This window comes from Hahella sp. NS-SX17, assembly GCF_057367735.1.
The window spans coordinates 3,378,819-3,402,160 of the sequence record NZ_CM170632.1 but is presented as its reverse complement, the minus strand read 5'-3'; the positions used below and the strand labels follow the sequence as shown (position 1 = coordinate 3,402,160).

Below are 23,342 nucleotides of genomic sequence, written 5' to 3'. Positions count from 1 at the left end.
TATGCCCGCGCCAGCCGCGAACAACCGGTAAACGCAGCGCGTCGGGCGCAGTTTGGGCTGTATGTGAGCCAAAGTTGAATGGTTGCATAGACATCCTCTGATTCCACCGCTAACTGACTGTGTCGAACGAGTACTGAGCGCAATTAAACCTTCCGCTCAAACTGCCTATGCTTTTAGCCACTTGCGCAGCGGGCGCATCATCCGTCAAAGCGAGTTTGAACAGAGCGGCGATCTCTCGCATCTCTCCCGTCCCCATGCCAAAGCGGGTGATTTCCTGTACACCGATCCGGATCAGCTCCCGCCCGAAAACCGTCCGCGCATTGGTGCTGATATTGCCTTCCAGCAACTTCTTGCAAGCTTCATAGCTGGATAGACCTGACGGCGGGGCCAGCAATATCTGATTGCTTTGGGTAAACTCGCCTCTGCTGTTAGTGAACAGAGTGAAACCCTCCCCCGTCAGCGCCTCGGACAAGGCCTGAGCGTTTTCCACCACTTTGGCCGCATAAGCGTCGCCAAACGCCTCCATCTCCATGATGGTGAGATACAGCGCCAGGGAGTGGTGGGTGTGCTGACTGGAGACCAGGGCCTTGCCCATCTTCTCCATGGCGGGGGCCGCCAGGGCTTCACTGGCGAAATGGATCAACCCTTTCTGAGGACCTGGCAATGTCTTGTGGGTGTTGCCCTGAACCAGATCGAAGCCGCACGCCAGAGGATCGAGGTAACGCCCGCCCATCAGCAGCCCCAAGGTGTGCGAGGCGTCATAAACCGCGATGACGTCCGGACCGATGATGTCCCGAATCTGCTCAAGAGGCGTTGGGTACAGCGGAGAACTCTCATCCAGAAACAGCATTTTGACTTTGTGGCTGGCGCAGATTTCCTTCAGGTGACGCAGACAGAGGGTCAGCCTCTCCGGGTCGTGTTTCAACGTCATACTGCGGCGCCCCAGCATGGTCGCCATGTTGGCGGTGGCGAAATGGCCGCCGCTGTCCGGGTCAATGGACAGCACCAGATCGCCGGGCTCTGTCAGGCTGGAAAGCGTGCAGATCATCGCATGCACCCCGGACAGAGGCCGGAAGTCGGTGACGCGGCCGCCCAGACGACGCTCCATCACGTCCTCCGCCATGGACTCCAGCCGGTACAGGTCCGGCATGCCGCGAAATACAAAACCGCCGCGATTGACGATGCTTTGGAAGTGATAGTCTTCCGGCACGCCGATGTGATAGCGGGAGCCAAGACGGGACGCCATGGCTTTCTGTACAAAGCGCGAAGGCGCGTTTTCGTTGGCGGTCATGTGCAGTACGCCGCTTTCCCTGCGCTCTTCATGAGCGGCGAAGTTCTTCGCCATGTTCAACAGATTGAGCGTGTCCATGGAGACGCGTCTGCTGGCGCGAAGAGTGACGTCAACGGGTTGTGACGGGAGTTCTGAGGTGTGTTCAATCATTGGCCGTTTCCTTGCGTTTGCGTGGATGACTGCAACAGGTTGAGGGGAGCGTCAGAAGCGGCTCCGGCCATCCATTCCAGAATTGATGAAAGAGTGTCCAACAGGTATTGCGCCTGGCTCTCGCTGAAAGAGGCCCGGTTGTAGCCGACTTTAAAGCGCAGCGTCCGTCCGGGGAGCGTCACCAGGGTCAGGGGGAAGCTGGTTTCGTCTTTGTAGCGGACTCTCTCCGTCTGCAATGACGGCTGCGCCGGCGCAGCGGGATAGTTTTCATACACCAGCAAGGTATCGAACAGGGTTGCGTCGCGGCAGGGCGCGCAGCGCTGGATGTCCGGCAACCCCAGGTAGCTGTATTCGTCCCGCTCGTTCTGCGCGCTGTGCAGTTGCTTTAACCAGGCGTCCAGCCGCGCGTCTGGAGGACAGTCGACAACAGCCGGAAGCGTATTGATGAAAAGCCCGACCATCGCTTCAATGTCCGGCAGCGCCCCATTGCGTCCGGATACCGTGACGCCGAACGCCACCTCACGCCGTTCGCATACGCGGCTGAGCAGCAGCGCCCAGGCGCCGGCCACCAGCGTGTTCAAGGTGACTTCCGCCATGGCGGCGCGCTGCTGCAGGCGTTCACTGAGTGCGGCGTTCAGCGTCGAACTCAGATTGCCCTGCCCCTCTTTCGATTCGGACTCAGGAGAAGCCAGAGACTGGCTCAGCAACAGGGGCGAGCGACAGCTGGCCAGATGGTCGCGCCAGAAATTTTCCGCAGCGCTGACGTCGCGCTGCAATAGCCAGGACACGTAGTTTTTAAAAGGTGGCGCCGTCGCCAGCGACGGCTCTTTTTCTTGCAACATCGCGAAGTAGATCTGTCGCAATTCATTCAGCAACAGAGACAGACTCCATCCATCCACCAGCGCATGATGGGCCGCGAGGGTCACGTACAGCGTATCATCCGTCGTTCTCACCAGCGTCAGGCGCAATAACGGAGCCGCTTCAATGGCGAAATCCCGCCGCGCCTCCATCGCCATCAGCTCGCTTAAACGACTTTCCTGCACCGCCGGGTCCAGGCTGCGCCAGTCATGCATCACGCAGGGAGGCTGCGCATCCGCGCACACCACTTGCAGGTAGCCGTGCTTTTCCGATAACGCAAAAGCAGTGCGCAGTACGTCATGGCGGCGACACAAATACAGCCATGATCGCCGCCATAGCTCGGGATCGACATGGCGCATGCGATCCTGCCGCAGCACCACATACTCCCCCTCGCCCGCCGCCGCCAGAGAATGAAACAGCATGCCTTTCTGCATCGCGGTGGCGGGATATGCGTCCTGCAGATCCGGATAGTCATGCAGCCATTGGCTCAACGCCTCCCGATCTGGCGCCGCCAGGGGGAAATCAGACGGGGTATAGGTCCGCCGCTGCGCCGTCGCGCAATGCGTTATGACGTCCCGTAGCGCGGTCTGAAAACACTGGGCCAGGGCGTCAATGCTGGCGTCCTGGAACGCGCCTTGTGGATAGCTGATGACAAAGCTCAGTCGTCCTTCCGCCACTTTGCCGTTAAATTCTAAGGCGTACAGCGCCCGCTGCGCAGGTGAACGGTCCGCGCCGCAGGGAAGACCTGCGGGCGCGAACGGTGCGTCCTCTTCACGACGCCCCCACTGCCCCAGATAGTTGAAGATAATCGGCGTCTCGGCTTTCCGCTCCGCCATGATCACGCCCGCGTCCCGACTCAGATAGCGCAGCACCCCATACCCCAGTCCCTTGTTGGGGGTCGCGCGCAGGCTCTCTTTCGCCGCGACGACGCAATGCGCCACCGCCTCATCCTCCCCCGCGTTTCCCATATCCAGCAACACGGGGTATTTGCTGGTGAACCACCCCAGGGTTTGATCGATGCAGAGGTCTTCATTAAACGCCTGTTTTCGATTATCCGTCTGCATGCCCGCGGACGAAGGTTCGTGATCCGACGCAGACCCGACGCCGGACCTGGATAAATAAGCGGACGGCTGCTCGCGGCCATGCCCTTCCAGATCCACACGAAACCGGCGCAGCCCGCGCCAGCGCCGCATCGCCAGCATCAAGGACGCCAGCAGCAGATCATTGACGTCCGCGCCGTACGCCTGTGAGCAGTCCTGTAGCAGGCGGTTCGTTTCCGCTTCGCCCCAGTCCAGACGACGGGACGTCAAAGAGCCAATAACGGGGTTTTCGATGGCGTCATCCAGGGACAAAACATCCACCGGCGCCTTCAGCACGCCGCGCCAGTAATTACGCTCCTGCAACAGCGCTGGAGCGCGCGCGTAGGCCTGCAGGCGGTCACCCCAGCGTTGCAGCGAGTGCGTTTTATCACCCAGGCGAACCTGCTCGCCAGCCATCGCCAGGGTCATGCCCTGCTTCAGGTCCTCCAGCAAAATGCGCCAGGAAACGCCGTCGATAATCAGATGGTGGGCGATGACCAACAGTTTCCCGGCGCCATCGGGTCCGGCGAACCACACCAGCTTACATAAGGGACCGGTTTCGATATTGAGACAACGCTGAGCCGCTTCCGCCTGCGACAGCAGCCAGGCGCGCTCGTCCTCGTCATTTCCTTCCTGCGGAAAAGGCCGCAGCTCGAATGCCAGCTCAACCATGGCGTCCTCAAAGGGTCGATAGGCCGCGCGCCACTCCCCTTCGCGCTGAGTGAAACCAAGACGCAAGCCGTCATGTCGCAATATGACCGCCGCCAGTGCGGCCCGTATCTGTTCTTCCCGCAGACCGACGGGCGTCTTTAATAAGGTTGCGAAGTTAAAATGATTGAGATCCACCGTCTGGGTTTGAAAAAACCAGTGCTGTATCGGCGTCAGCGCAACCTCTCCGGCCACTGCTTCCTGGGACGCCTGTGACGCCGGGGTTTCGGCCGCGCGGCGCGCCAGTCCCGCAATGGTCGGCGCTTCAAATAACTCTCTGGGAGTGAGATGCAGTCCCTGCTTGCGCGCCTTGGACAAAATCTGAATGGCCAGAATGGAGTCGCCGCCCACTTTGAAAAAGTTGTCGTTAACGCCAATCCGGGACACCCCAAGCACCTCGCGCCAGATCGATGCGAGCTGACGCTCTTCGTCCGACTGCGGCTCGGCTTTCTGCTGGCTATCGTCTTGCCGCGGAGGCGGTAGACGCGCCTCGTCCAGTTTGCCGTTAACCGTCAGCGGGAGGGATTCAAGGGGAATCACCCAGGTGGGAATCATAAATCCTGGAAGCTGGCGGCTCAGGGCGTCCGTTACAGCGTCAGCGAACGCCTGCCGGTCCGCTGACGTCGTTAAAACGGATTTATCCTGGGGCGTCACATAGGCCGCCAGACGCGCATCTCCCGCAGAGGAGCCGCCTTTGGTCGCAATCACCGCCGCCTTGTGCGCCATGGGCAGCGCCGTAATGTGCGACTCTACTTCGCCGACTTCAATGCGATGCCCGCGAATTTTCACCTGCTTGTCGATGCGCCCGAGATATTCATAATCGCCGCTTGGCAAACATCGCATCAAGTCGCCGGTTTTATACAGACGCGCCTCCGCGCCCTGAACGCCGCGCTGCAAAAAGTCACCGACAAAGCGCTCCGCCGTCAACGTGTCGCGATGCAGATACCCCAACGTCACTCCGGCGCCGCCAACATAGGCTTCTCCCGGCGCGCCGGGCGGGACCGGCCGGCGCCGCGCATCGCACAGATAGATCTGCAGATCCGCCAGAGGACGCCCGATGATGCTGCGCCCCTGTTGCAGATCCTGCTGCTGGATGCGTCGGAAGGTGACGTGCACGGTGGTCTCCGTGATGCCGTACATGTTGATCAGCGCGGGCTGGCCCAACGGATGTCTCTGCGTCCAGCGTCGCAGCATGTTGAAATCCAGCGCTTCGCCTCCGAATACCACATAGCGCAACGATAGCGGCGGCGCATCTTCAAGCTCCGCATCCTGAGCGATCAACTGGGAGAAGTAAGTGGGGGTCTGATTCAGCACCGTCACTTTTTCCTGCGCCAGCAGACGGTAGAAGTCTTCCGTGGAGCGTGCGACCCAGTAGGGCGTGATCACCAGCTTGCCGCCGTACAGAAGCGCGCCCCAGATTTCCCAGACAGAAAAATCGAACGCGAAGGAATGAAACAGCGTCCACACATCGGTTTCATCAAAGCGAAACTCCCGGTCCGCGGCGAAAAACAGGCGACTGACATTGGCGTGCGTCACCATGCATCCTTTCGGCGCCCCGGTGGAGCCGGAGGTATAGATGACGTACGCCATACGCTCCATCGCAGGCTTCAATACGCCGCCTAACTCCTCCGCACGGAGCGGGCTTGCGTCCAGATCCGGCGCGCGTGCGGCGGCCTCCTCCATGGTGATAACCGAAACGGCTTGGAGAGCGCTCCAGTTTTCCAGCACACGACGATCCGTCAGTAGCCAGGGCGCTCCGGAATCTTCCAGCACATACGCAGCGCGACTTTCCGGGTAGGAAGGGTCAATGGGAGCGTAGGCCGCGCCGGCCTTCATAATGGCCAGGATCGCCGTGACCAGCTCACAGGACCGCTCCAGGCTCAACGCCACCAGATCGCCAGCGGCCACTCCTCGCTCAGCCAACAGCCGCGCCAGCCTGTTGGAGGCGTCGTCCAGCTCCCCATAGGTCATGGTCACGCCATCGCAGGTTAACGCCGTCCGTTGCGGAAATCTGGCGGCCATGACGGAAAACCTTTCATGCAACAACTCTCCTCCCGGGGCGCCGGCGTTTCCTGCGCTGGGGATAGGGGCGCGCAACGCCATCGACTCCGACGGGCTGAGCAAATTAAGATCTCCCACCGCGCGCTCGGGATTGGCGGCAATTTCCCCCAGCAGAAGTATCAGCCGTTGCGCCAGATTACCGATAGAGGCGTCGCTGAACAGATCCGTAGCGTACTCAAATTTGCCGCTCAGTCCGGCGCCGGTATCTCGCAGGGACAAGGTGAGATCGAACTTGGAGACGTGACAGTCCTGGGTCAGAAACTCGGTCTGCAAACCGGCGAACGCCAACGACTCAGCGAGATTTTCCTGTAAATCGAACAACACCTGAAACAACGGCGTGTGGCCCAGGCTGCGCTCCGGCTGCAGAGTCTCAACGACCGCGTCGAAAGGCGTCATCTGGTGCTTGAGGCCGCCGCGCACGGTGTCTTTAACTTGTTGCAGCAGCGCGCGAAAGTGCTTATCGAGGTCCACCCGGTCATACAACGCCAGGGTATTGATAAAGTATCCGACCACCGGCTCCAGTTCGGGAAAAGCGCGGTTATCCACCGGCGTCCCAACCACAAAATCGGCCTGACCGGAGAAGCGGGTCAGTAGTACTTTGAACGCCGCCAGCAGAGTCATGTAGAGCGTGGCGCCTTCCTGCGCGCCTATGCGTCTGAGTCGCTCCAGCGTCTCCGCATCCACTTCAAAGCGGTGAATCGCGCCCCGGGTGGACAACTCAGCAGGCCTGGGGTAGTCAGTCGGCAGCGATGACAAAGCCGGCGCTTCGCCAAGCTTTCGCCGCCAGTACTCCTTGCTGGCCTGCACCCGGTCATGTTTGAGCAGGTCCTGCTCCCAGACGCAATAATCGGCGAATTGCAGAGCCGGCGCTGCAATGACCGCCCCATCGGTCTGATAGGCCTGCGCCAGCTCCCCCAGCATCACGCCGACAGACCAGCCGTCAGAGATAATGTGATGCATATTCAAAGAGAGCACATGATCCTGGGGCGATATCCGATAGATTGTCGCCCGGAAAAGCGGCCCGGCTTGCAGGTCGAACACGCGCAGCCTTTCCTGTCGCAGCTTTTCCTCCAGGTCTTGTGGAGCGATTTCCTCCACCATGGGCGCCCACTCTTCGGGAGCGCTGAACCGCTGCCGCACCTGGTCATTCTCGACGACGAAGCAGGTCCGCAAGGCCTCATGACGGTGATACAGCCCACACAGCCCCCGCTGCAGACGCTGAACATTCAGCGCGCCTTGCAGTCGTATCGCAAAGGGCATGTTGTAGGCCGCTGACGGTTGCAGGCTGTACACCGCCCACAAACGTTTCTGCGCTGACGACAGAGGCGCCCCCCGAGCCTCTCTGGCCGCAGGTCTTGGCGCTTCCGGCGCGGCGAGCGCGTCTTCCGCCTGCTGCAGGAAGGCGATCACGGGCGCCTTATTCTCTTTCAGCCAGCGCAATTCCTCCGGCGTCAACGCTCCCTTGAGCGCACTCACCCGCAGCGCGCCCTGCTCCAGATATAATCGGATGCGCCTGCCCTGCAGGCTTTGCATGAACTCGACCACACTCATATCTCGAAATCCTCATACTGGCTCGCTTCCTCCGGGGTTACCGCTTCGGCCTGACGCGCCAGCGTTGCGGCGGCGACAAAACCGGCCAGCGCCCGAGGCGTACGCAGGTCAAAGAAACGATCAATGGTCAACGGCCACCCCTCGCGCCGACTGAAGCGCGACACCAGACGGGCCGCCATGATGGAGTGTCCTCCCAGACCGAAGAAATCATCCTCCACCGACACCTCGGCGACCCCGAGATATTCCTTGAAGGCCTCCACCAGCGCCGCCTCCTCATCCGTCTCAGGAGCGATAACGACTTTTTCGCTGCGGGCGCTCTCCGCCAATGCGGAAAGCGCCTTGCGATCAATCTTGCCGCTGGGGGTTAACGGAAATTCCGGCAGTTCGATATAGACGGCGGGAATCATGTAATAAGGAAGCCAGCGCACCAGATAATCCGCGTAATCCGGCATTGGCCCGGGGTTCCGGGCCACCAGATAGGCAGTAAGAATGTCCGCGCCGTCGGCGGCTTTTTCCACGGCGATGATCGCTTCCTGCGTTCGCTCATGGCTGAGCAACGCACGTTCAATTTCAGCCGGTTCGATACGGAATCCACGCAACTTGATCTGGGCGTCCGCGCGCCCAACGAAGGTCAATACGCCCTCCAGGTTGTAGCGCACGATGTCGCCAGTGCGGTACATCACTCCGCCATCAAAGGGGTTGTCGATAAAGCGGGCGGCGTTTTCCTGCGGATTGCCGATGTATCCGGGAGAGAGTCCGGCGCCGCTGACGTAAAGCTCACCGTCCGCGCCGACCGGCGCGCGATTCATTTGCGCGTCCAGCACATAGAGACGGTTATTGTTGACCCTTACGCCGATGGGGCAACGTCCGCGCAGATCGCTGCTATCTCGGGGGACGCTATAGAGGGTGCAACAAATGGCTGTCTCCGACGGGCCGTAACCGTTGATAACGCACAAGTCTGGATGGATCGCCTGCAACGCCGACAGCGTTTCCAGCAGCAACGGCTCCACCCCTACCAACAGTCGCGTCAGCGCCAGGGGAGCGCCTGCGCCGCTACGCTCCAGCAGCGAGTTAACGAAAAACGGCGGTGCGTAAGCGGAAGTGATCCCCGCGTCCCGCAGCCAGTCGTAAAATTCGTGGGCATCGCGACGGGCCGATTCCGGTGTAAAACATAGCGTCGCCCCCAGCGTAAGCGGAGCGAAAATTTCGTAGACGGAAACATCGAAGCTCAGACTGGTCCACAGGGAGCAGCGCGCATCCGAAGACAGCGGGCTACGCGCCTGAAAGTCGTCCAGCAGATTAACCACGCTGCTGTGAACGACAGGAACCGCCTTGGCGCGTCCCGTGCTGCCGGAGGTGAAGATGACATAAGCCACGTCCTCGCCGGTCGCCCCGGATAAAGGATTGTCCGGGGCCGCCTCCATCAGTGCGCTTACGACCCGAACCTCATCCAGCGCCAGGACGCGGTGATGCCCTTCCGGCAGCGCTCCCTGAGCGGCCTGGTTGCTGATGACCAGCGCCATACTGGCGTCTTCCAGCATATGGCGAATGCGTTCCGACGGATAATCCGGGTCGATTGGCGCATAGCCGGCGCCGGTTTTCATGACCGCCAGCATCGCCACGATCGCTTCCGCGCAGCGGGGCAGACACACGCCAATCACCTGTCCGTGGGAGACCCCTTGCGAACGCAAATAATGGGCCAGGCGGTTGGCTCTGACGTTCAGATCGCCATAGCTGATGCGCGCCCTGGCCTCCAGAGCATGGTTTTCAAGACTTTCCAGGGCCCAGGCGTCTGGGTTTTCCAATGCGCAGGCTTCGAAGAGTCCGTGCAACGTGGCCCTTGGGTCCGGCGCGACTTCGCTTCCTCCGTGATTGAAAGAATCCAGCAACTCAGCCTCAGCGGGACCAACGCACGGGATGGCGGAGACCGCTTTAGCCGGCGCCGCCGCCAGCCCCTTCAACAAGGTTTCCAGATTCCCGGCCAGCCTCTCTGCACAGGGTTCGCTGTACAGGGACGTCAAGTAACGCAGACGTAACTGCAGCCCCTGGTCTGTCTCCACCAGAATCAGCTGCGCCTCAACGCCGTCCATGTCAGCCGGTCCCCAGCCGACGCTCAGCGATGGCGCCCTCTGCGACGATCCCATCGCTCTGCTGATGAACTCAAGCGGAGCCGGTTGCAGGCGCTGACCGTCTGCGTCCATTTTCAAAACTGCCCGCACAACCTCTTCAAAGCTGTCGGTCCCGCGCACGCATACAGGAATGGGGATGGCGACGCCGGTCTGCGTCACCTTGACGACCACCTGATTTTCAGCGCCGTTATAACGGTGGCTCAGCACCGCCGTCGCCGCCAGCACAAGGCTATCCAGCGCAGCGCCGCAACGCCGCCCACAGGTCTTCAGCGCCTGCACCAGATCCGGCGCAAGTTCGTACAGCCGTTGCGCGTATGTCGCCTCACCCTGGCGTGACGCCGACGCGGACTCTCTGTCAAAAGGCAGCCCCCCACGCGTCCAGCCGGCGACCAATGTGCGCCGCCACTGGGACAACGCAAGCCGCAGTTTATTTTTATCAAAAGCGACAGGGGTAGACCTGATGTCCATGCCCTGCTCGGGATCTTGCATCAATCGCCGACAACGCTCGCGGACAGGGTCCAGCTCCTGGCCCGCAACGCCGCCTACATAGGCCACCCAGCCCGCGCCGTCTTTCTCCACTACCGCGCTGACGCCCGGGACGCTCTCTATCAACGCCTCAAACTCTTGCGCCAGCCGCTTCGCCGCCCGCAAGGGATCCGCGATCAACGCGATGCGGCCATCGCCTCGGCGACGGGCTTTCACGCCAGTGTTAAACAGACGCTCCCCGTCCTGTGCGACCCGCATACGCAGGGCGTCCAGCTCGCTCAGCTGCTCATACCCCTGCATCAAAGCGGGTCCGCTCAACCATAATTGTCCCACGGCATGAACTGGAACCGATCCGCCTGCGCCGTCAAGCACGCTGGCGCAGACTCCCGGGGCGGCCTCCCAGGCATATTCGCCGCCGCCAGTCGCCAGCAACGCCGGCCCGCTCAGTTCCGCGACAGCGAATAGCGTTCCTTCGGCAGGGTCGTCCAGGGTCACCGGGGAAATATCACTGGGCCAGGCGAATTGTTTTACGTCGGATTTTTCCGCTATCCCTCCCATCTTTTCCATCTCTCCCATCACGACCGTCACGCTTTGCGCTGTCAGCCATCCTGAGAACGCCGACGCCTCTCCGGCGAACGTCGTCAGAGGGGCCCCCGACCTCTGGCTTAACGCCTTCGCCAGGGCCTGATCTCCCGGCGTTGCGGCAGGCGCGCAAGCGATCACATCCGCAGGGCTCAAACGCCAGTGCGTAATCAGCGCGTCGGCGGCGGACGCTAAAGCGGCCTCGCTGAAGTTCATCCATTTGCTACTGTCCAACGAGGTTGCGACAAAACGATGCTCGGCGCCCACCGGACTCATCCCGCCTTCGGCGCTCTGCGCTGCGCTGAAGCTTTGCGGGAGGAAAGCGGGCGGGCGCGAATCGGCGGCCTTCTGCAGCATGTCATCCAGGGTTTGCGCCTGCCGCCGCAATGCGGCCTGAAACAATGCCTGGAAGCTGTCAACCAGCGCCTGCGCCAGCTCACGGGAATAGAGGTCGGTATTGAATTCCCAAACAAAATGAACAGGGTCCCCCTCCCCCCGTTGTCCCTGCCGGGGAATCGCCACCACAGACAGATCAAACTTGGCGGAACGGCCGCTGACCGCTTCATAGAGCGACATATCCAGACCCGGCGCGCTTAATTCCGGCGGCGGCGCATCATGGAAGCCGAAAAAGACCTGAAACAGCGGGTTGTACTCCAGTTGGCGCTCCGGCTGCACCGCCTCCACGACTTTCTCGAAAGGCAGCTCCTGATTGTCATAGGCGTCCAGGGCCACGGATTTAACCTGCTGTAATAACGCCTCGAACGTGTCGCCATCTTCCGGTTGAATGCGCAGTGCGACCGTGTTGATCAACATTCCGATGATACGGTCCGCGCCGCTCCAGCTTCGGTTGGCGAAGCCGGAGCCGATGCAGAAGTCGCGCTGCTCGGAAAAGCGCGCCAGGGTCACGGCGAATACCGCCAGGGAGAACATAAAGGGCGTCACGCTATGCTCTCGACAATAGGCCTCACACTGGTTCCAGAGGGCGCGTGGCGTCTGCAACCGGATACTGTCGCCATGGAAGCGCTCACCGGTTTGCGGACCATCCACAGGAAGTGCGATACGGGCGGGCGCGCCCGCCAGACGTTCACGCCAGAACTGCGCCTGCTGCGCCGCTTCCGGCGACGCCACCCACTCACGCTGGGCGATGGCGAAATCGGAGAACTGCAGCGCCGGCGCGGCGGGTTGCTCCCCTGCGCCGGTTTTATACCGGTAGTAACCCAACAGCGCTTCCAGGAACAGGTTGGAAGACCAGCCGTCATGCACCAGGTGGTGCTCAACATGGATAAGGACATGCCGGTTCGGCGCCAGTCGCGCCAAGGCCCAGCGCGCCAACGGCGCCGTCGCCAGATCAAAAGGCGCGTTGTAGTCCTCATTGGTCAGGCGCACGCATTCATCGAACTGCCGAGACTCAGGAATGTCCTGCAGGTCGATGACAGGCAACTGCAGCGGGCAGTTTTCTTCTATCCGCTGCATCGGCCTGTCGTCTTCGATCACCAGGGCGGTGCGATAGATTTCATGGTGGTTAATAATCTGCTGCAGCGCCCATTCCAGCGCGGCCAGGTTCAGCTCACCGGTCAGGTTAAGCATCGCTTTGGCGTGATAAGCGCGGCTTTCCGGCTCCAGACTACTGAGAAACCAGACGATCTCTTGAGAATGTGAGGGAACCGCCAGCCCGTCATACGCCGCTTTCTCGATACGATTACCCGTTGTTTCCGACTCCCCGGACAAACGCTCAATGCTGTCCGCCAGACCGCGAACAGTCGGCGCGCCGTAGAAGGCCTTAAGAGGAACGCGCACGCGCCAGCGCCTTTCGACCTCCGCCAGCAATCCGATGGCGGCTACGGAATCACCTCCCGCGGCGAAGAAGTTGAGATCAATATCGTTGATATCCCACCCCAGCACAGACGCCACCAACGCCGCCACGGCCTTCTGCCCCATCGTTTTTGGCGCGCTCCCAGCTTGTGAGTCCGGCTGCGCCGCGGTCATGATCGTTTGCTCCGCAAGACGCGCCAACGCCTGACGATCCACCTTGCCGCTTGCGTTCAGCGGCAAACGGTCCAGAAGCTGAATCCGGCTCGGGCGCATGTATTCAGGAAGGCGCTCCAGCAGAAAGTCCTGCACCCCCTGCGCGCCGCCATCCAGCTCACCAGGCGATACATAGGCCACCAGGGTTCCCTGAGCCGGCGCCACGCAGGCGGCGCTCACTCCCGGGGCGGACATCAGGCACGCTTCAATCTCCTGCAGCTCCACCCTGTATCCGTTTATGCTGAGCTGATTGTCCCGCCGTCCGACAAAGTGCAGATCCCCGTTGTCATCGGCGTATACAAAGTCCCCTGTACGGTACATTCTGCGCCCGGCCTCAGGCTGGATGGGGTCCGCCACGAAGCTGCGCGCCGTCTGCGCAGGGTTGTTCAGATACCCTTTGGCCAGATTGGCGCCGGCGACGCATAATTCGCCCACCTCCCCCTGAGGAACAAGGCGATCCTGATCATCCAGCACGTAGACGCTGACGTTATCAATGGCCTTACCGATTGCCGGCAGCCCGGTTGCGCCGGTATCAGGCTCCACCCGCATGGCGGTGGAGCAAACCGTGGCTTCGGTCGGCCCGTAAAGGTTGAATACCGGGCAGGGAAACTGCGGCGGCGGGCGACGTTTTAAGGCGTCGCCCGCGGTGGCCATCACGCGCGGATAGCGACCTGTTTCCGCCTCAGGCCAATCAAGCAGGAACAGCATTTCCATTAGAGGAGTGGGAACCCAGGCATAGGAGACGCCAAAAGCGCCCATCAATTCCGCTAGTCCCTGCGGGCTCACTTTGTCGTCATCGTCCACCAGCAGGAGGCATGCCCCGCAACTCAATATTGGCCAGACTTCCGCCACGGCGGCGTCGAACCCAACGCTCGACATAAAGGTCCCGACATCGGCGGCGCTCAACGCAAACGTCTTTTGGTACCAACGCGCCATGTTCGCCAGCGCGCCCTGCTCCACCATCACGCCTTTGGGTTTGCCGGTAGTGCCGGAGGTGTAAATCACATAGGCCAGATCGTCCGGCCTCAGCGGCGTTTGCGGATTGCCCGGCGCTGGGGCTTCCCAGTCCAGCTCCGCAATATCGATCGCCTTGAAGCGCCCTGCGCCGGGGTGGATTCCTTCGCAAAGGTTCGAATTGCTGATCACCGCCCAGGGAGAGGCGTCCGCCAGGATAGCCTCCACTCTGCCCTGCGGCGTCTGCGCCTCCATCGGCAGATAAGCGCCGCCCGCTTTATGAACCCCCAGTATGGCGCTTAGAAAGTCCACGCCCCGCGACAGCCTGACCGCCACGATCTCCCCAGAAGGCATCCCCAGTTCAAGCAATTGGCGAGCGATCAAGTTCGCTCTGGCGTTCAGTTCTCCATATGAAACGCGCGCCTCCCCCTCGATCACCGCCGTGTGGTCCGGGGTCGCTTGCGCCACCCTTTCAAAACTTTTAACGCAAATAGATAAATCCATGTCTGCAGCCGCCATGTCGCATTAATCCTCTTTCTCAAAGAAACTCGTACCGCCTGAATTCAAGGCGCAGATAACCCTGTCGGATGCACGGAAAACACCATGCATGACATTGCATTAACTCGATTGAAACGGCGGGACGTGTTCCCTTGATAGCGCCCGACGCCATACTGGCGCCGGGTCAACGGCACGGCGGGTCCATCCCTGGAATGTGACCGCACAGAACGGTCTTCGCCTGCAGGGCGAGTGTCAGAGAGGAAGTATGCAGCGCTGGGCGTTCTGCCGCCCTAAGCACTGGAAAGGCCGTGCGATTCCTTTAACTTGCGTTAAGAATCCCGCCTCGGAAGTCACCCCTGTCAGGGTGTGAGATACGTATAGGTAGTAGATTCCATTGTTGTCCTTTCCCTTATTGCACTTCTTCTGTTAGTCCAAGTGATTTTGAACATATTTATCATTATCTGGTCGTTGTCAGTTCAACGATCGCCTTAGCGCATTTCTTATACTGTCGTGCGGAAAAAAAGCGCGGGGCAGGTCTTTCAGGGACCAGGAAATATTTTCCAGCACCACCATACTGATCTTCTTCTCCGGATAATAAATCAAGGTCGAGATATACCCCGGCACATAGCCGCTGTGACTGAATTCCAAAGGTTTATCTTCAAGAATCTGGAGCCCGTATCCATACCCCAATTCCCCCCAGCGATATTGCCGGGAGTTGGAGGCGTGAACCATCTGACGATAGTCTTCGGGCTTTAACAAGGCGCCGCCATGCAGACACGCATTCCAACGGTCAAGGTCAGCGGCGCTGGAGACGACGCCTGAGGAAGGCAAGTGCTGATACAGCTTCTCATTGTCCATGCGCTTCAATCCCACGCTTTCCTCACTGAAACCCGCCACGAGCCTGGGGGCGTCTTTACGGGCTGGTTTTGCGCCTGCGAAGGAATGCGACATACCGCATTGTTTGAAGAGTTCCGCCGTCAATTGATGATAGCTCCTTCCAGACACGCTCTCGGCCAGCCTTCCCAGCAGGTCGAAGCCATAGTTGGAGTACGCAAATCCTTTACCGGGCTCGAACAACAGGGGCTTGCCGGGAATTGAGACGCCAGAACTATGGGTCAGCAACTGCCTGATCGTCACACGATCCGCCCACGCTTCCTCCAGCTTGAGTCCAGATGCGGGCAACGTGGCGTCCAGCTTCAGTTTGTCCGCCTCCATTAGCTGCAGGACGATCACCGCGGTGATTTGTTTGCTCAAGGAGCCAATAACAAACTGACTCTGCAAATCCAGCTTGTTCCCAGGAGCATTTAAAGCAGCCGCTGGAGAAGTCTCGGAAGAATAGGAAAACAGCTCTTCCCCTCCCTGGGTGATCAGCACAACGCCACTGAAGCTTCGCGGGGTTTCAGCGCCGAGTAGTTTTTTAAATTGTTCGGTATCGAAAGGCGCAGCCGAAAAAGCAAACGCGGAAAGAAGTGAGAGAATAAAAGCAATGCACAGCTTCAGCGAAACTGTTTGATAACGAGTCATCCTGATAACACCCAATGCCAGCTGATAGCCCAACGGGCGCTTCGATTTAAAATCGTAACATCCCGTTTCCTTTTAGGTTTCGGCACTTTGCCATGAATAACCTTACTCAGCAAGCGGGCTTTTACGCCTTAACGCAATATTGAAAAGCCCGCTCTGCGCCCGCCTTCTTTCCACCTCAGAAGTGGTGCAGGGATTCAGGTTAACACCCCCTTATGCCACTTAGTTATAAAATTATTCGATTTAACACTGTTCGTTAAACTACGGCGCTTTGGAGGTTAAACAGAACTGTAAATAAGCCTCTATCCGCCCCTTCCTAGGGCCTGTTGACGTTTCACATCGGCAGCCATAAATACCCACAAGCCATGGCTACCATACTTTCATAGTTTCTCTTCAACTTGTCATATCTCGTCGCGATAGCCCGGTACTGTTTGAGTCGGGCGAAGGCATTTTCCACCAAATGGCGATACTTGTATAAACCCCAATCCATATCGTCATTACCTTTGACAGAGTTTCGCTTTCTCGGTATCACGGCCCTGGCCCCCTTCCTTTCGATCTGTGCCCGCACTCGTTCACTGTCGTAGCCTTTGTCTCCGACAATCGCCTCTGACGAGGGAAGCTTTTCAATCAACTCCGCCGCTGCTGTGCAGTCATTGACCTCGCCTCCAGTGATCTCAAATTCCACTGGAAGACCATAGGCATCCACGGCCAGATGCACTTTCGTGGTATTGCCCGCCCGACTCTTCCCAATCGCCTGAGGCTCTTCCGTACAGGCTCCTGCGCTGTGCTGATGGGCCTTCACATAGCTGCCATCAATGAACCCCCATTCCAAATCCGGCTCGCGGACCAAGCTCCGGAAGATCCTCAACCACTTGCCTTGGGTAGACCAGGAATTGAATTTTTTGAACACCGAATTCCAGTCTCCAAACTGCCCTGGCAAGTCTCGCCAGGGACACCCCGTCCGCATTCGGTACAACATGCCTTCCACCATCATTCGTAGTGTGGGCTTGTTATAGATTCGCTCTTGCAGCATGATCTCTTTCAGCTTCGACCAAAGCTCGTCACTGAGCATCAATCGGGGCATCGCAAACTCGTTTTGTTGTTGGTGTGGGAACCGCAATATGACGAGTTTGCGCCTATCTATCACCTATGACGAAACGTCAACACGCCCTAGGCCCCCAGCCAGGCGGGTCGACCATAAAACGCCCTGGCCATGTCGCCGCCGTTAAGAATCTGTTCTTCAACGGTCACTCTTTCCACCCGGGTGACTGGCTGCGTATTGGTTCCGCAAAAGCTCATGGCGATGTGTCGGCCAAAAGCGTCTCTTTGGCCGGTGAGCAGGACGGCGTGTCCCAGTTGGTAGTGTCCGTTGTAGAGAGGTTGATTGCGGTAGGAAAAAACAACGACGTCGCCGCGATTGAGCGAGCCGGGAAATGGCGCAGGCCAGGGATAGAACGTATCGTTGTGAAACATGTTGCGCATGATCTGCACGCCCCAGTTACGCCCATTGATCACTCTGGCGGTATGCGCACGGTTATAACGATCAGAGAAAAATTGTCTCGGCGCCTGGGCTGCGGCGGCGGCCAGAAACAGCATTTCAAAACAGCATATTTCTATCTGATTGGGACCCATCGTCAGCGGGTTGGGAACATTATGATCCAACCCTCTGGCCCAGCGCTCCATGGAGCTGGTATAACGCCAGCGACGCCCCATGACCTGAGGCGGCATGACTAGCGGAGACCATGTAATCCGCCGGTTCTGTTGATGCCACTGCTCAGCAATATTAATCGCGTTTTGCACATGTATTAATGCCATAAATAAATCCCTGATCCCTGCTGAATTCGGTGTTCAGACTTTTTTATTAATCCCAGCTCAACTTCAAAGCGTCAACCTTCCGCTTCGTTCTTTTGCGCGGTATTTTCTGCTTAAGTTAGCGTCCACCCTAAACAAAACCCTTTATCGTTTTTATTAACATGGCAATGGTATTGGCATATTCATAACCAGACGCATGGATGCGCCTGACCTAGAAACCCTGTTCAATTACTGACGCCATTTCCACCCGCCCATAAAAACAAGTATTGTTGCCTAATCGAACCTGACGCCACCTGTCCATCCTTTCGCGAAAAAGCCGTACTTTCCTTTTATTTTCATGATAATTAGCGAACTTTTTCACCACTTATTTGCAAGCTGTCTTTTAGACCAAACAGCCTCGAACAAAAGACAAATTGCCTTTATTGGTTAAATTACTAGAATCATTGCTTCTCTTGCACACCTAAGGAAAGCGAAATGCAAAACAACAACCTCCCTGCTCAGCATCAACTCTTGCCGCTGGAAAACCCGCTCCCTGCCTGGAACTCTCAAACTCCCAAGGCTGGCAAAAAGCTGATGATCACCAGAGAAGCAAATGTCTTTATGCGCAGCCTGAATCTGTATGAGAAAACCCAGGTATACAAAGAGGCCCTCAAACTAACCAGCGACGGCGGCTATGGCTGGAACAGCAGAGGCTTTCAGAAAGCGCCCATGTTCATGCGTCATAAGATCTGCTCAGGCGGAATCAGTTTTATGTACAGCGTGAATCCCGAGATGATTGTTATTAATCGGATGACATTAGAGCGAGGAGCCACAACTCTAGAGACTCCAGTTAACATGCAACAAATGGAGCTATTTGAAATTAAACGCAGGTCCGGGGTCAGGTGGCATGAAGAGTTAGATCCAGTTCAGATTCGAGATTTACGTGATGCATGGAGCAGTCCCTTATCTGTTAAAACGATTAATACAGAGCATGTCGCTATTAACGGCATGTCAAATGACCTCAGAAAAGCCACTTGGTTGATGGGAGTGCATGTTGATACTGCATATTGGGAGGACAGAGCAAGAGCCTACACGCTGATTTACAATCCCACTCGGGGAAAGTTCGATATCTTTGAATGCATAGCAGATAGAGTATCCTCCACAAAGATCGCTGAATTCCTTGCCGTCATGCTGATAGAGAGCCAGCAAAAAGGCATAAAACGGAAATGGACGGCTCATAGCCAGGGCGGCATTATCCTGACCCGAGCGGTTGAACTGGTGAATATGCGCGGAGTCAAATTAGAAGGGCAACAGGTATCTATTCATGCAGGCGGAAACTATAAGAAACGCGCAGAGAACGCCTTCAACAAAGCAGGAATGACAATAGATGAAATAAGCCGCGATCATCCCAGTGACTTTGTGCCTAACCTTCTAGGTTTCAACGATTTATCTCCCGGTTCGCTCTGGCGAGGTCTGTGTAGCGCAACCCTCGTGCTTGGAGATAAACGTCCTATTGAGGCTAGCCCGCATACACTTCCCTACCTTGGTAGAGAGTCTGCTATACGGCATTTACAAATGAACGGCTATCACAAGAAAGCAGAAAGACTGGCAAAACAAACTATGAAAGAGTTAGGCCTTTTATGATCAATCAACTACTCAAGTCGATCTTAACAGGCAAAGGGCCGGATTTTTCAGAACTGACCGCGAAGGAATGCCGTATTGGCGACTATGAGTTGCGCTATAAGCTGCCCGGGAATGTTATTGATACAGGAAGAGCCAAAAAAGCCAGACCTCGACAAGTCAATTTGCAGCCAGACTTATTCAACTCCTATGAAAACGAGCAAAAGTTTAATCGTACTTTTGTGCGAATGGATTTTGAGTGGTGGGCGTATAGAGGTGTATTCCTTCAAGGTCATCTTGGCAAACTCGGCGACTTGAGTATGGACATTGATGTCAATCGCACCATGCCCCACTCGCCAATCAAAGAAGGCGACCTCGATAGTTTAGAGTCCTACCTGAAACAAGAATATTGGACATACTACGAAACAGACGAAACAGGCGGCGGCATAAACCTGAGAGCCAGACAGCACTACGAAAACAACAAAGTTCTGATGGGCGACACGCCTGTCTCAGGCTTTCTGGTGAAACTACCTGATCCCTACACCAAAGAACGCATCAATGGCGCCGACTGGCTCGCCTACCACATCAACTCGGAAGGCATGGCCGGACACCACCATACCTACTACTGGGCCTATCCCCTAAACAAGGATTTCTACCTCACCATCAGTTTCTGGATGCAGCTCGAAATAGGAAATCGCTCTATGCGGTCCGAACGCATGCGCGATGACGCAAGGCGCATCATGTCCATGATGGAGCTTTACAAGAGCTGATAATGATCGACCAATTACTCAAATTTGCCTTAACAAGCAAAGGGCCAGATTTTTCAGAACTGACCGCGAAGGAATGCAGGATCGGGCGCTATGACTTGCACTACAAGCTTCCCGGAAATGTAATTGATATTGGGAGACCAAGAAGGCCAAAACCGACGCAGCTTAATTTGCAGCCAAGTCTATTTAACTCATATGAAACCATGCAAAGGTTCAACCGGGCTTTTGTACAAATGGAATTCGAATGGTGGGCTTACAGGGGGCTATTCTTGCAAGGCCATTTCGGCAAACTCAGCGACATGAGCGTCACCATCGACGTTAACCGTGCAGAACCCCAGTTCCCGCTAGTTGAGGGAGACCTCGATAGCCTGGAGACATACCTGAGAAGGGATCTATGGGACTACTACGAAACTGAGAAAAATAAAGACGGAAAACCTGGAGCCAACTGGGAGGCGCGGTACGCATTTGAACACCCAGAGGAAATGAGCGCCCAAGGTTACACTCCACTCGAAAAACTGGCGTTAGTCACCCATCTGCCGGAAGTCTACTACAGAGAAGAAATTAACAGCGCCAACTGGCTGCACTACGGCATTCGCGGCGAAGGCGTCGGCCGAGGTCTCAATTACTACTGGGCTTATCCATTGGGCGCTGGTTACTACCTGACGTTCAATTTCAATTTGACCTCCGAAGTGGGCGACAAGGAGTTGAGATACCAACGCATGTACGAAGACGCCAAGCGGATTATGTCGATGGTTGCGCTTCGAAAAGCCTGATAGTTAAGAAATTATTGGGCTTACTATGATCAAGCTGCTGCTGAAGCGACTTTTAACAGGCAAAGGGTTAGATTTTTCTGAACTTACCGTGAAGGAATACAGGATGGTGCGCTGTGACTTGCACTTCAGGCTACCCGGAAAAGCCAATTTTGCCTTTTTCGAGTAGACATACATATTATATCGCTTCAAATGAAAACGATTGACAGAATGGCACCAAGAAAAATGAATTTGGTTATTTTTGACTGTGATGGAACACTCGTCGACAGTGAACATTTATGCAATTTAGCTCTACACGAGGAGTTAGCTCTACTAGGCTTAGAAAGCAACCCGACAACGCTCTTAAACAACTATCGTGGAATGAAATTAGCGAGGATCATCCAATCCATAGAACAACAGTACAGAACAACACTTCCAAAAGAATTTGAAGTCAAGTATCGACACAGGATGAATCAGCTAATATCAACAAATTTAAAGCCTAACAATGGGGTACTAGAGTTATTAGAAGCGCTCGACATTCCCTTTTGTGTGGCATCTTCAGCTCCAATTGAGAAAATCCTACTCTCGCTGAGAGTAACTGGATTGCTGGACTACTTTAAAGACAATATTTTCAGCTCATATGAAATAAATTCTTGGAAACCTGAACCGGATATTTTTCTACATGCGGCAAAAAGTATGAATAAATCCCCCGCAGACTGTCTCGTTGTAGAAGACAGTTATGTTGGCATCGAGGCGGCATTCAATGCCAAGATGAAGTCCGCATACTACAGCCCGACATCTGTCGACAAACCCAAGTTCAATGAAATTATTATCAACAATATTGTCGAAGTTATAGATGTCATTAAAAATAAAAGATCGTCTATCTCAAGCTTATTTTAAAAGGAGCCTCTAACAATTAGATTTTTAGCCAGAAGCGCAATCATTCTGAGAGGACGGAGTAGATGGTATCGATCACAGGTACGGTTCGGAAGATCAAGAAAAATCAGCTCTTGATAAATATCCTCACGGGCACTACAGCAAGACGTGGTAGGGTAAGGTGCGCCGGTATATTCGATACGTTGGGGGTGACCATGATTCCAATTCTTTAAAATTGTTGGATTAGAAATCAGCCTAAACCAAACTGGGCAGGAGGAAAAAGTAAGGCCGCTCCTTCTCTAGCTAAAAGGTGTTTTAGCTCTTTCCGAAACAATATCATCTATAGCTCTAGAAAACTTCTCTCCAACATCCACAAAATTCCCAACTGGAATTACAGAAGAATATATCTCATCCCTTCGTCCTTCTGGCAACCTTTTATCCCTCCATAACACCTTAAGAGAATCTTCAAAAACATAAAAGTAACCCTCAAACTTATCATCAAAGCCATAGACGGGCATAAAAAAATACGTCCCAGTTTCGTCCATCACTTGCTCTTGAAATACCCCATACATCTCTTCATCATCCTTTCCATTATACCCTGCAGGTAACGAAAATATTTCAACTTGAGATATTACAGAATAAAAAAATCCGCTAACTGTAGTCAAATAAACACACGCATCGCGACTTCCATATATTCTCCCACTCATCCACAATATACAGTTACCTACAGGAATCCCAAGTTTTGGACTGAGCTCATATTCAATAGCAAATATGTTTTTATCGCCAACAATATCACTCATTTTTTAAGCTCCTTAAAAATTTCAGATGGCACAGAAGTATTGATCAACCTTCTGTCCAGCCCGGATTTATTGGGCGTAAAATGTAATCCAAATCATCAAGGATCATAGATAAAATCACCCACCCCGATTCGAGAAGTTCAACAACTTTATCTAATTGTGACATCATAACTTACCATTTTATTTAAGAAAGCTCTGAAAACAAACAGATTTAACTACCCCCTATCTACGCTTAACAATTCTTCTCTTTAAAACCATTAGAGTAGCATATCTAACACTCTCATTTTCGCTTTTACTAAGCTTTTCAAGTATTTCATCAGCTGCATCGCCACAGATTCCAGCGATTGCATACATAGCAGCCTTATTTATATTAAACAGGTCATCCCAATGAAAGGACCTCGTTGAATATAGTTCCAACACTGGCAATGCGCTCTCACATCCAATCAAACCAAGTACCGTAAAAGAGAATTCTATTTCACAAATGCATGTATAAATTTCATCATCCGACCGACTAGCCAGATTTTGCAGTAACTGGGATATTGGCTCAGCAAAGTCTGATAGGCGGTATATATAAGCGGCTTTCAGTAGCACTCTCATCTTTGATGGGTCCACTTCCTCTATCAAGCTTCTAATTTCGCTTATGATATAGTTTACAACCTCCAAGTCAGCATCAATACTCTCTAACTTAGCTAGCAGCTCAGCACCACCCAAAGCCCCTGATGATCCTTCTTCATAAATTTTCAAAAATTGATAAATGCTCATTTTTCATCTAATTCCTCAATTACACTGCAGTCTAGGATATCGACTAGTAAACAGCTACAAGTGATAATAGAGAATTGGCATAAGGAG

At 55.6% G+C, this 23,342-nt stretch carries 12 protein-coding genes; 4 read left to right on the top strand and 8 right to left on the bottom strand.

Annotated elements, in window-relative coordinates; all coding sequences use genetic code 11:
• Positions 1-109: 109 nt before the first annotated feature.
• The 6 genes from AC2IBB_RS15190 to AC2IBB_RS15165 all read right to left on the bottom strand — a co-directional run bounded on the left by AC2IBB_RS15190 (position 110) and on the right by AC2IBB_RS15165 (position 17,708).
• The gene (locus AC2IBB_RS15190; protein ID WP_486333674.1) at positions 110-1,441 is read right to left on the bottom strand and encodes a PLP-dependent aminotransferase family protein; all 1,332 of its coding nucleotides are present in this window, start codon (positions 1,439-1,441) and stop codon (positions 110-112) included.
• Positions 1,438-7,698, bottom strand: a complete 6,261-nt coding sequence (locus AC2IBB_RS15185; RefSeq protein ID WP_486333673.1) for an amino acid adenylation domain-containing protein — start codon at positions 7,696-7,698, stop codon at positions 1,438-1,440. The genes AC2IBB_RS15190 and AC2IBB_RS15185 overlap by 4 nt, the downstream gene beginning before the upstream one ends.
• Positions 7,695-14,393, bottom strand: a complete 6,699-nt coding sequence (locus AC2IBB_RS15180; RefSeq protein ID WP_486333672.1) for an amino acid adenylation domain-containing protein — start codon at positions 14,391-14,393, stop codon at positions 7,695-7,697. Before AC2IBB_RS15180 ends, AC2IBB_RS15185 begins: the two co-directional genes overlap by 4 nt.
• Positions 14,394-14,843: 450 nt before the next feature.
• Entirely contained in the window at positions 14,844-15,896 is a 1,053-nt protein-coding gene (locus tag AC2IBB_RS15175) for a serine hydrolase domain-containing protein (protein ID WP_486333671.1), read from the bottom strand.
• 331 nt (positions 15,897-16,227) lie between these two features.
• Positions 16,228-16,977 carry an IS5 family transposase gene (locus AC2IBB_RS15170; RefSeq protein ID WP_486328406.1) on the bottom strand — a complete coding sequence of 250 codons (750 nt, stop codon included), beginning with the start codon at positions 16,975-16,977 and terminating at the stop codon, positions 16,228-16,230.
• A gap of 86 nt (positions 16,978-17,063) precedes the next feature.
• Entirely contained in the window at positions 17,064-17,708 is a 645-nt protein-coding gene (locus tag AC2IBB_RS15165; RefSeq protein ID WP_486333670.1) for a hypothetical protein, read from the bottom strand.
• A 471-nt stretch (positions 17,709-18,179) separates the two neighbouring features.
• Here AC2IBB_RS15165 and AC2IBB_RS15160 point away from each other — a divergent pair, with 471 nt between their 5' ends.
• From AC2IBB_RS15160 to AC2IBB_RS15145, 4 genes are all read left to right on the top strand, one after another.
• Entirely contained in the window at positions 18,180-19,328 is a 1,149-nt protein-coding gene (locus AC2IBB_RS15160; protein WP_486333669.1) for a hypothetical protein, read from the top strand.
• Positions 19,325-20,074 carry a hypothetical protein gene (locus tag AC2IBB_RS15155; RefSeq protein WP_486333668.1) on the top strand — a complete coding sequence of 250 codons (750 nt, stop codon included), beginning with the start codon at positions 19,325-19,327 and terminating at the stop codon, positions 20,072-20,074. The genes AC2IBB_RS15160 and AC2IBB_RS15155 overlap by 4 nt, the downstream gene beginning before the upstream one ends.
• Before the next feature lie 266 nt (positions 20,075-20,340).
• Complete coding sequence (locus AC2IBB_RS15150) at positions 20,341-20,844, top strand: hypothetical protein (protein ID WP_486333667.1); 504 nt, start codon at positions 20,341-20,343, stop codon at positions 20,842-20,844.
• Between the two features lie 207 nt (positions 20,845-21,051).
• Positions 21,052-21,720 (top strand): HAD family hydrolase, encoded by a 669-nt coding sequence (locus AC2IBB_RS15145; protein ID WP_486333666.1) that lies wholly within the window; start codon positions 21,052-21,054, stop codon positions 21,718-21,720.
• 275 nt (positions 21,721-21,995) lie between these two features.
• Here AC2IBB_RS15145 and AC2IBB_RS15140 read toward each other — a convergent pair whose 3' ends face one another.
• The gene (locus tag AC2IBB_RS15140) at positions 21,996-22,496 is read right to left on the bottom strand and encodes a hypothetical protein (protein ID WP_486333665.1); all 501 of its coding nucleotides are present in this window, start codon (positions 22,494-22,496) and stop codon (positions 21,996-21,998) included.
• Positions 22,497-22,715: 219 nt separating this feature from the next.
• The gene (locus tag AC2IBB_RS15135; protein WP_486333664.1) at positions 22,716-23,255 is read right to left on the bottom strand and encodes a hypothetical protein; all 540 of its coding nucleotides are present in this window, start codon (positions 23,253-23,255) and stop codon (positions 22,716-22,718) included.
• Positions 23,256-23,342: the final 87 nt, after the last annotated feature.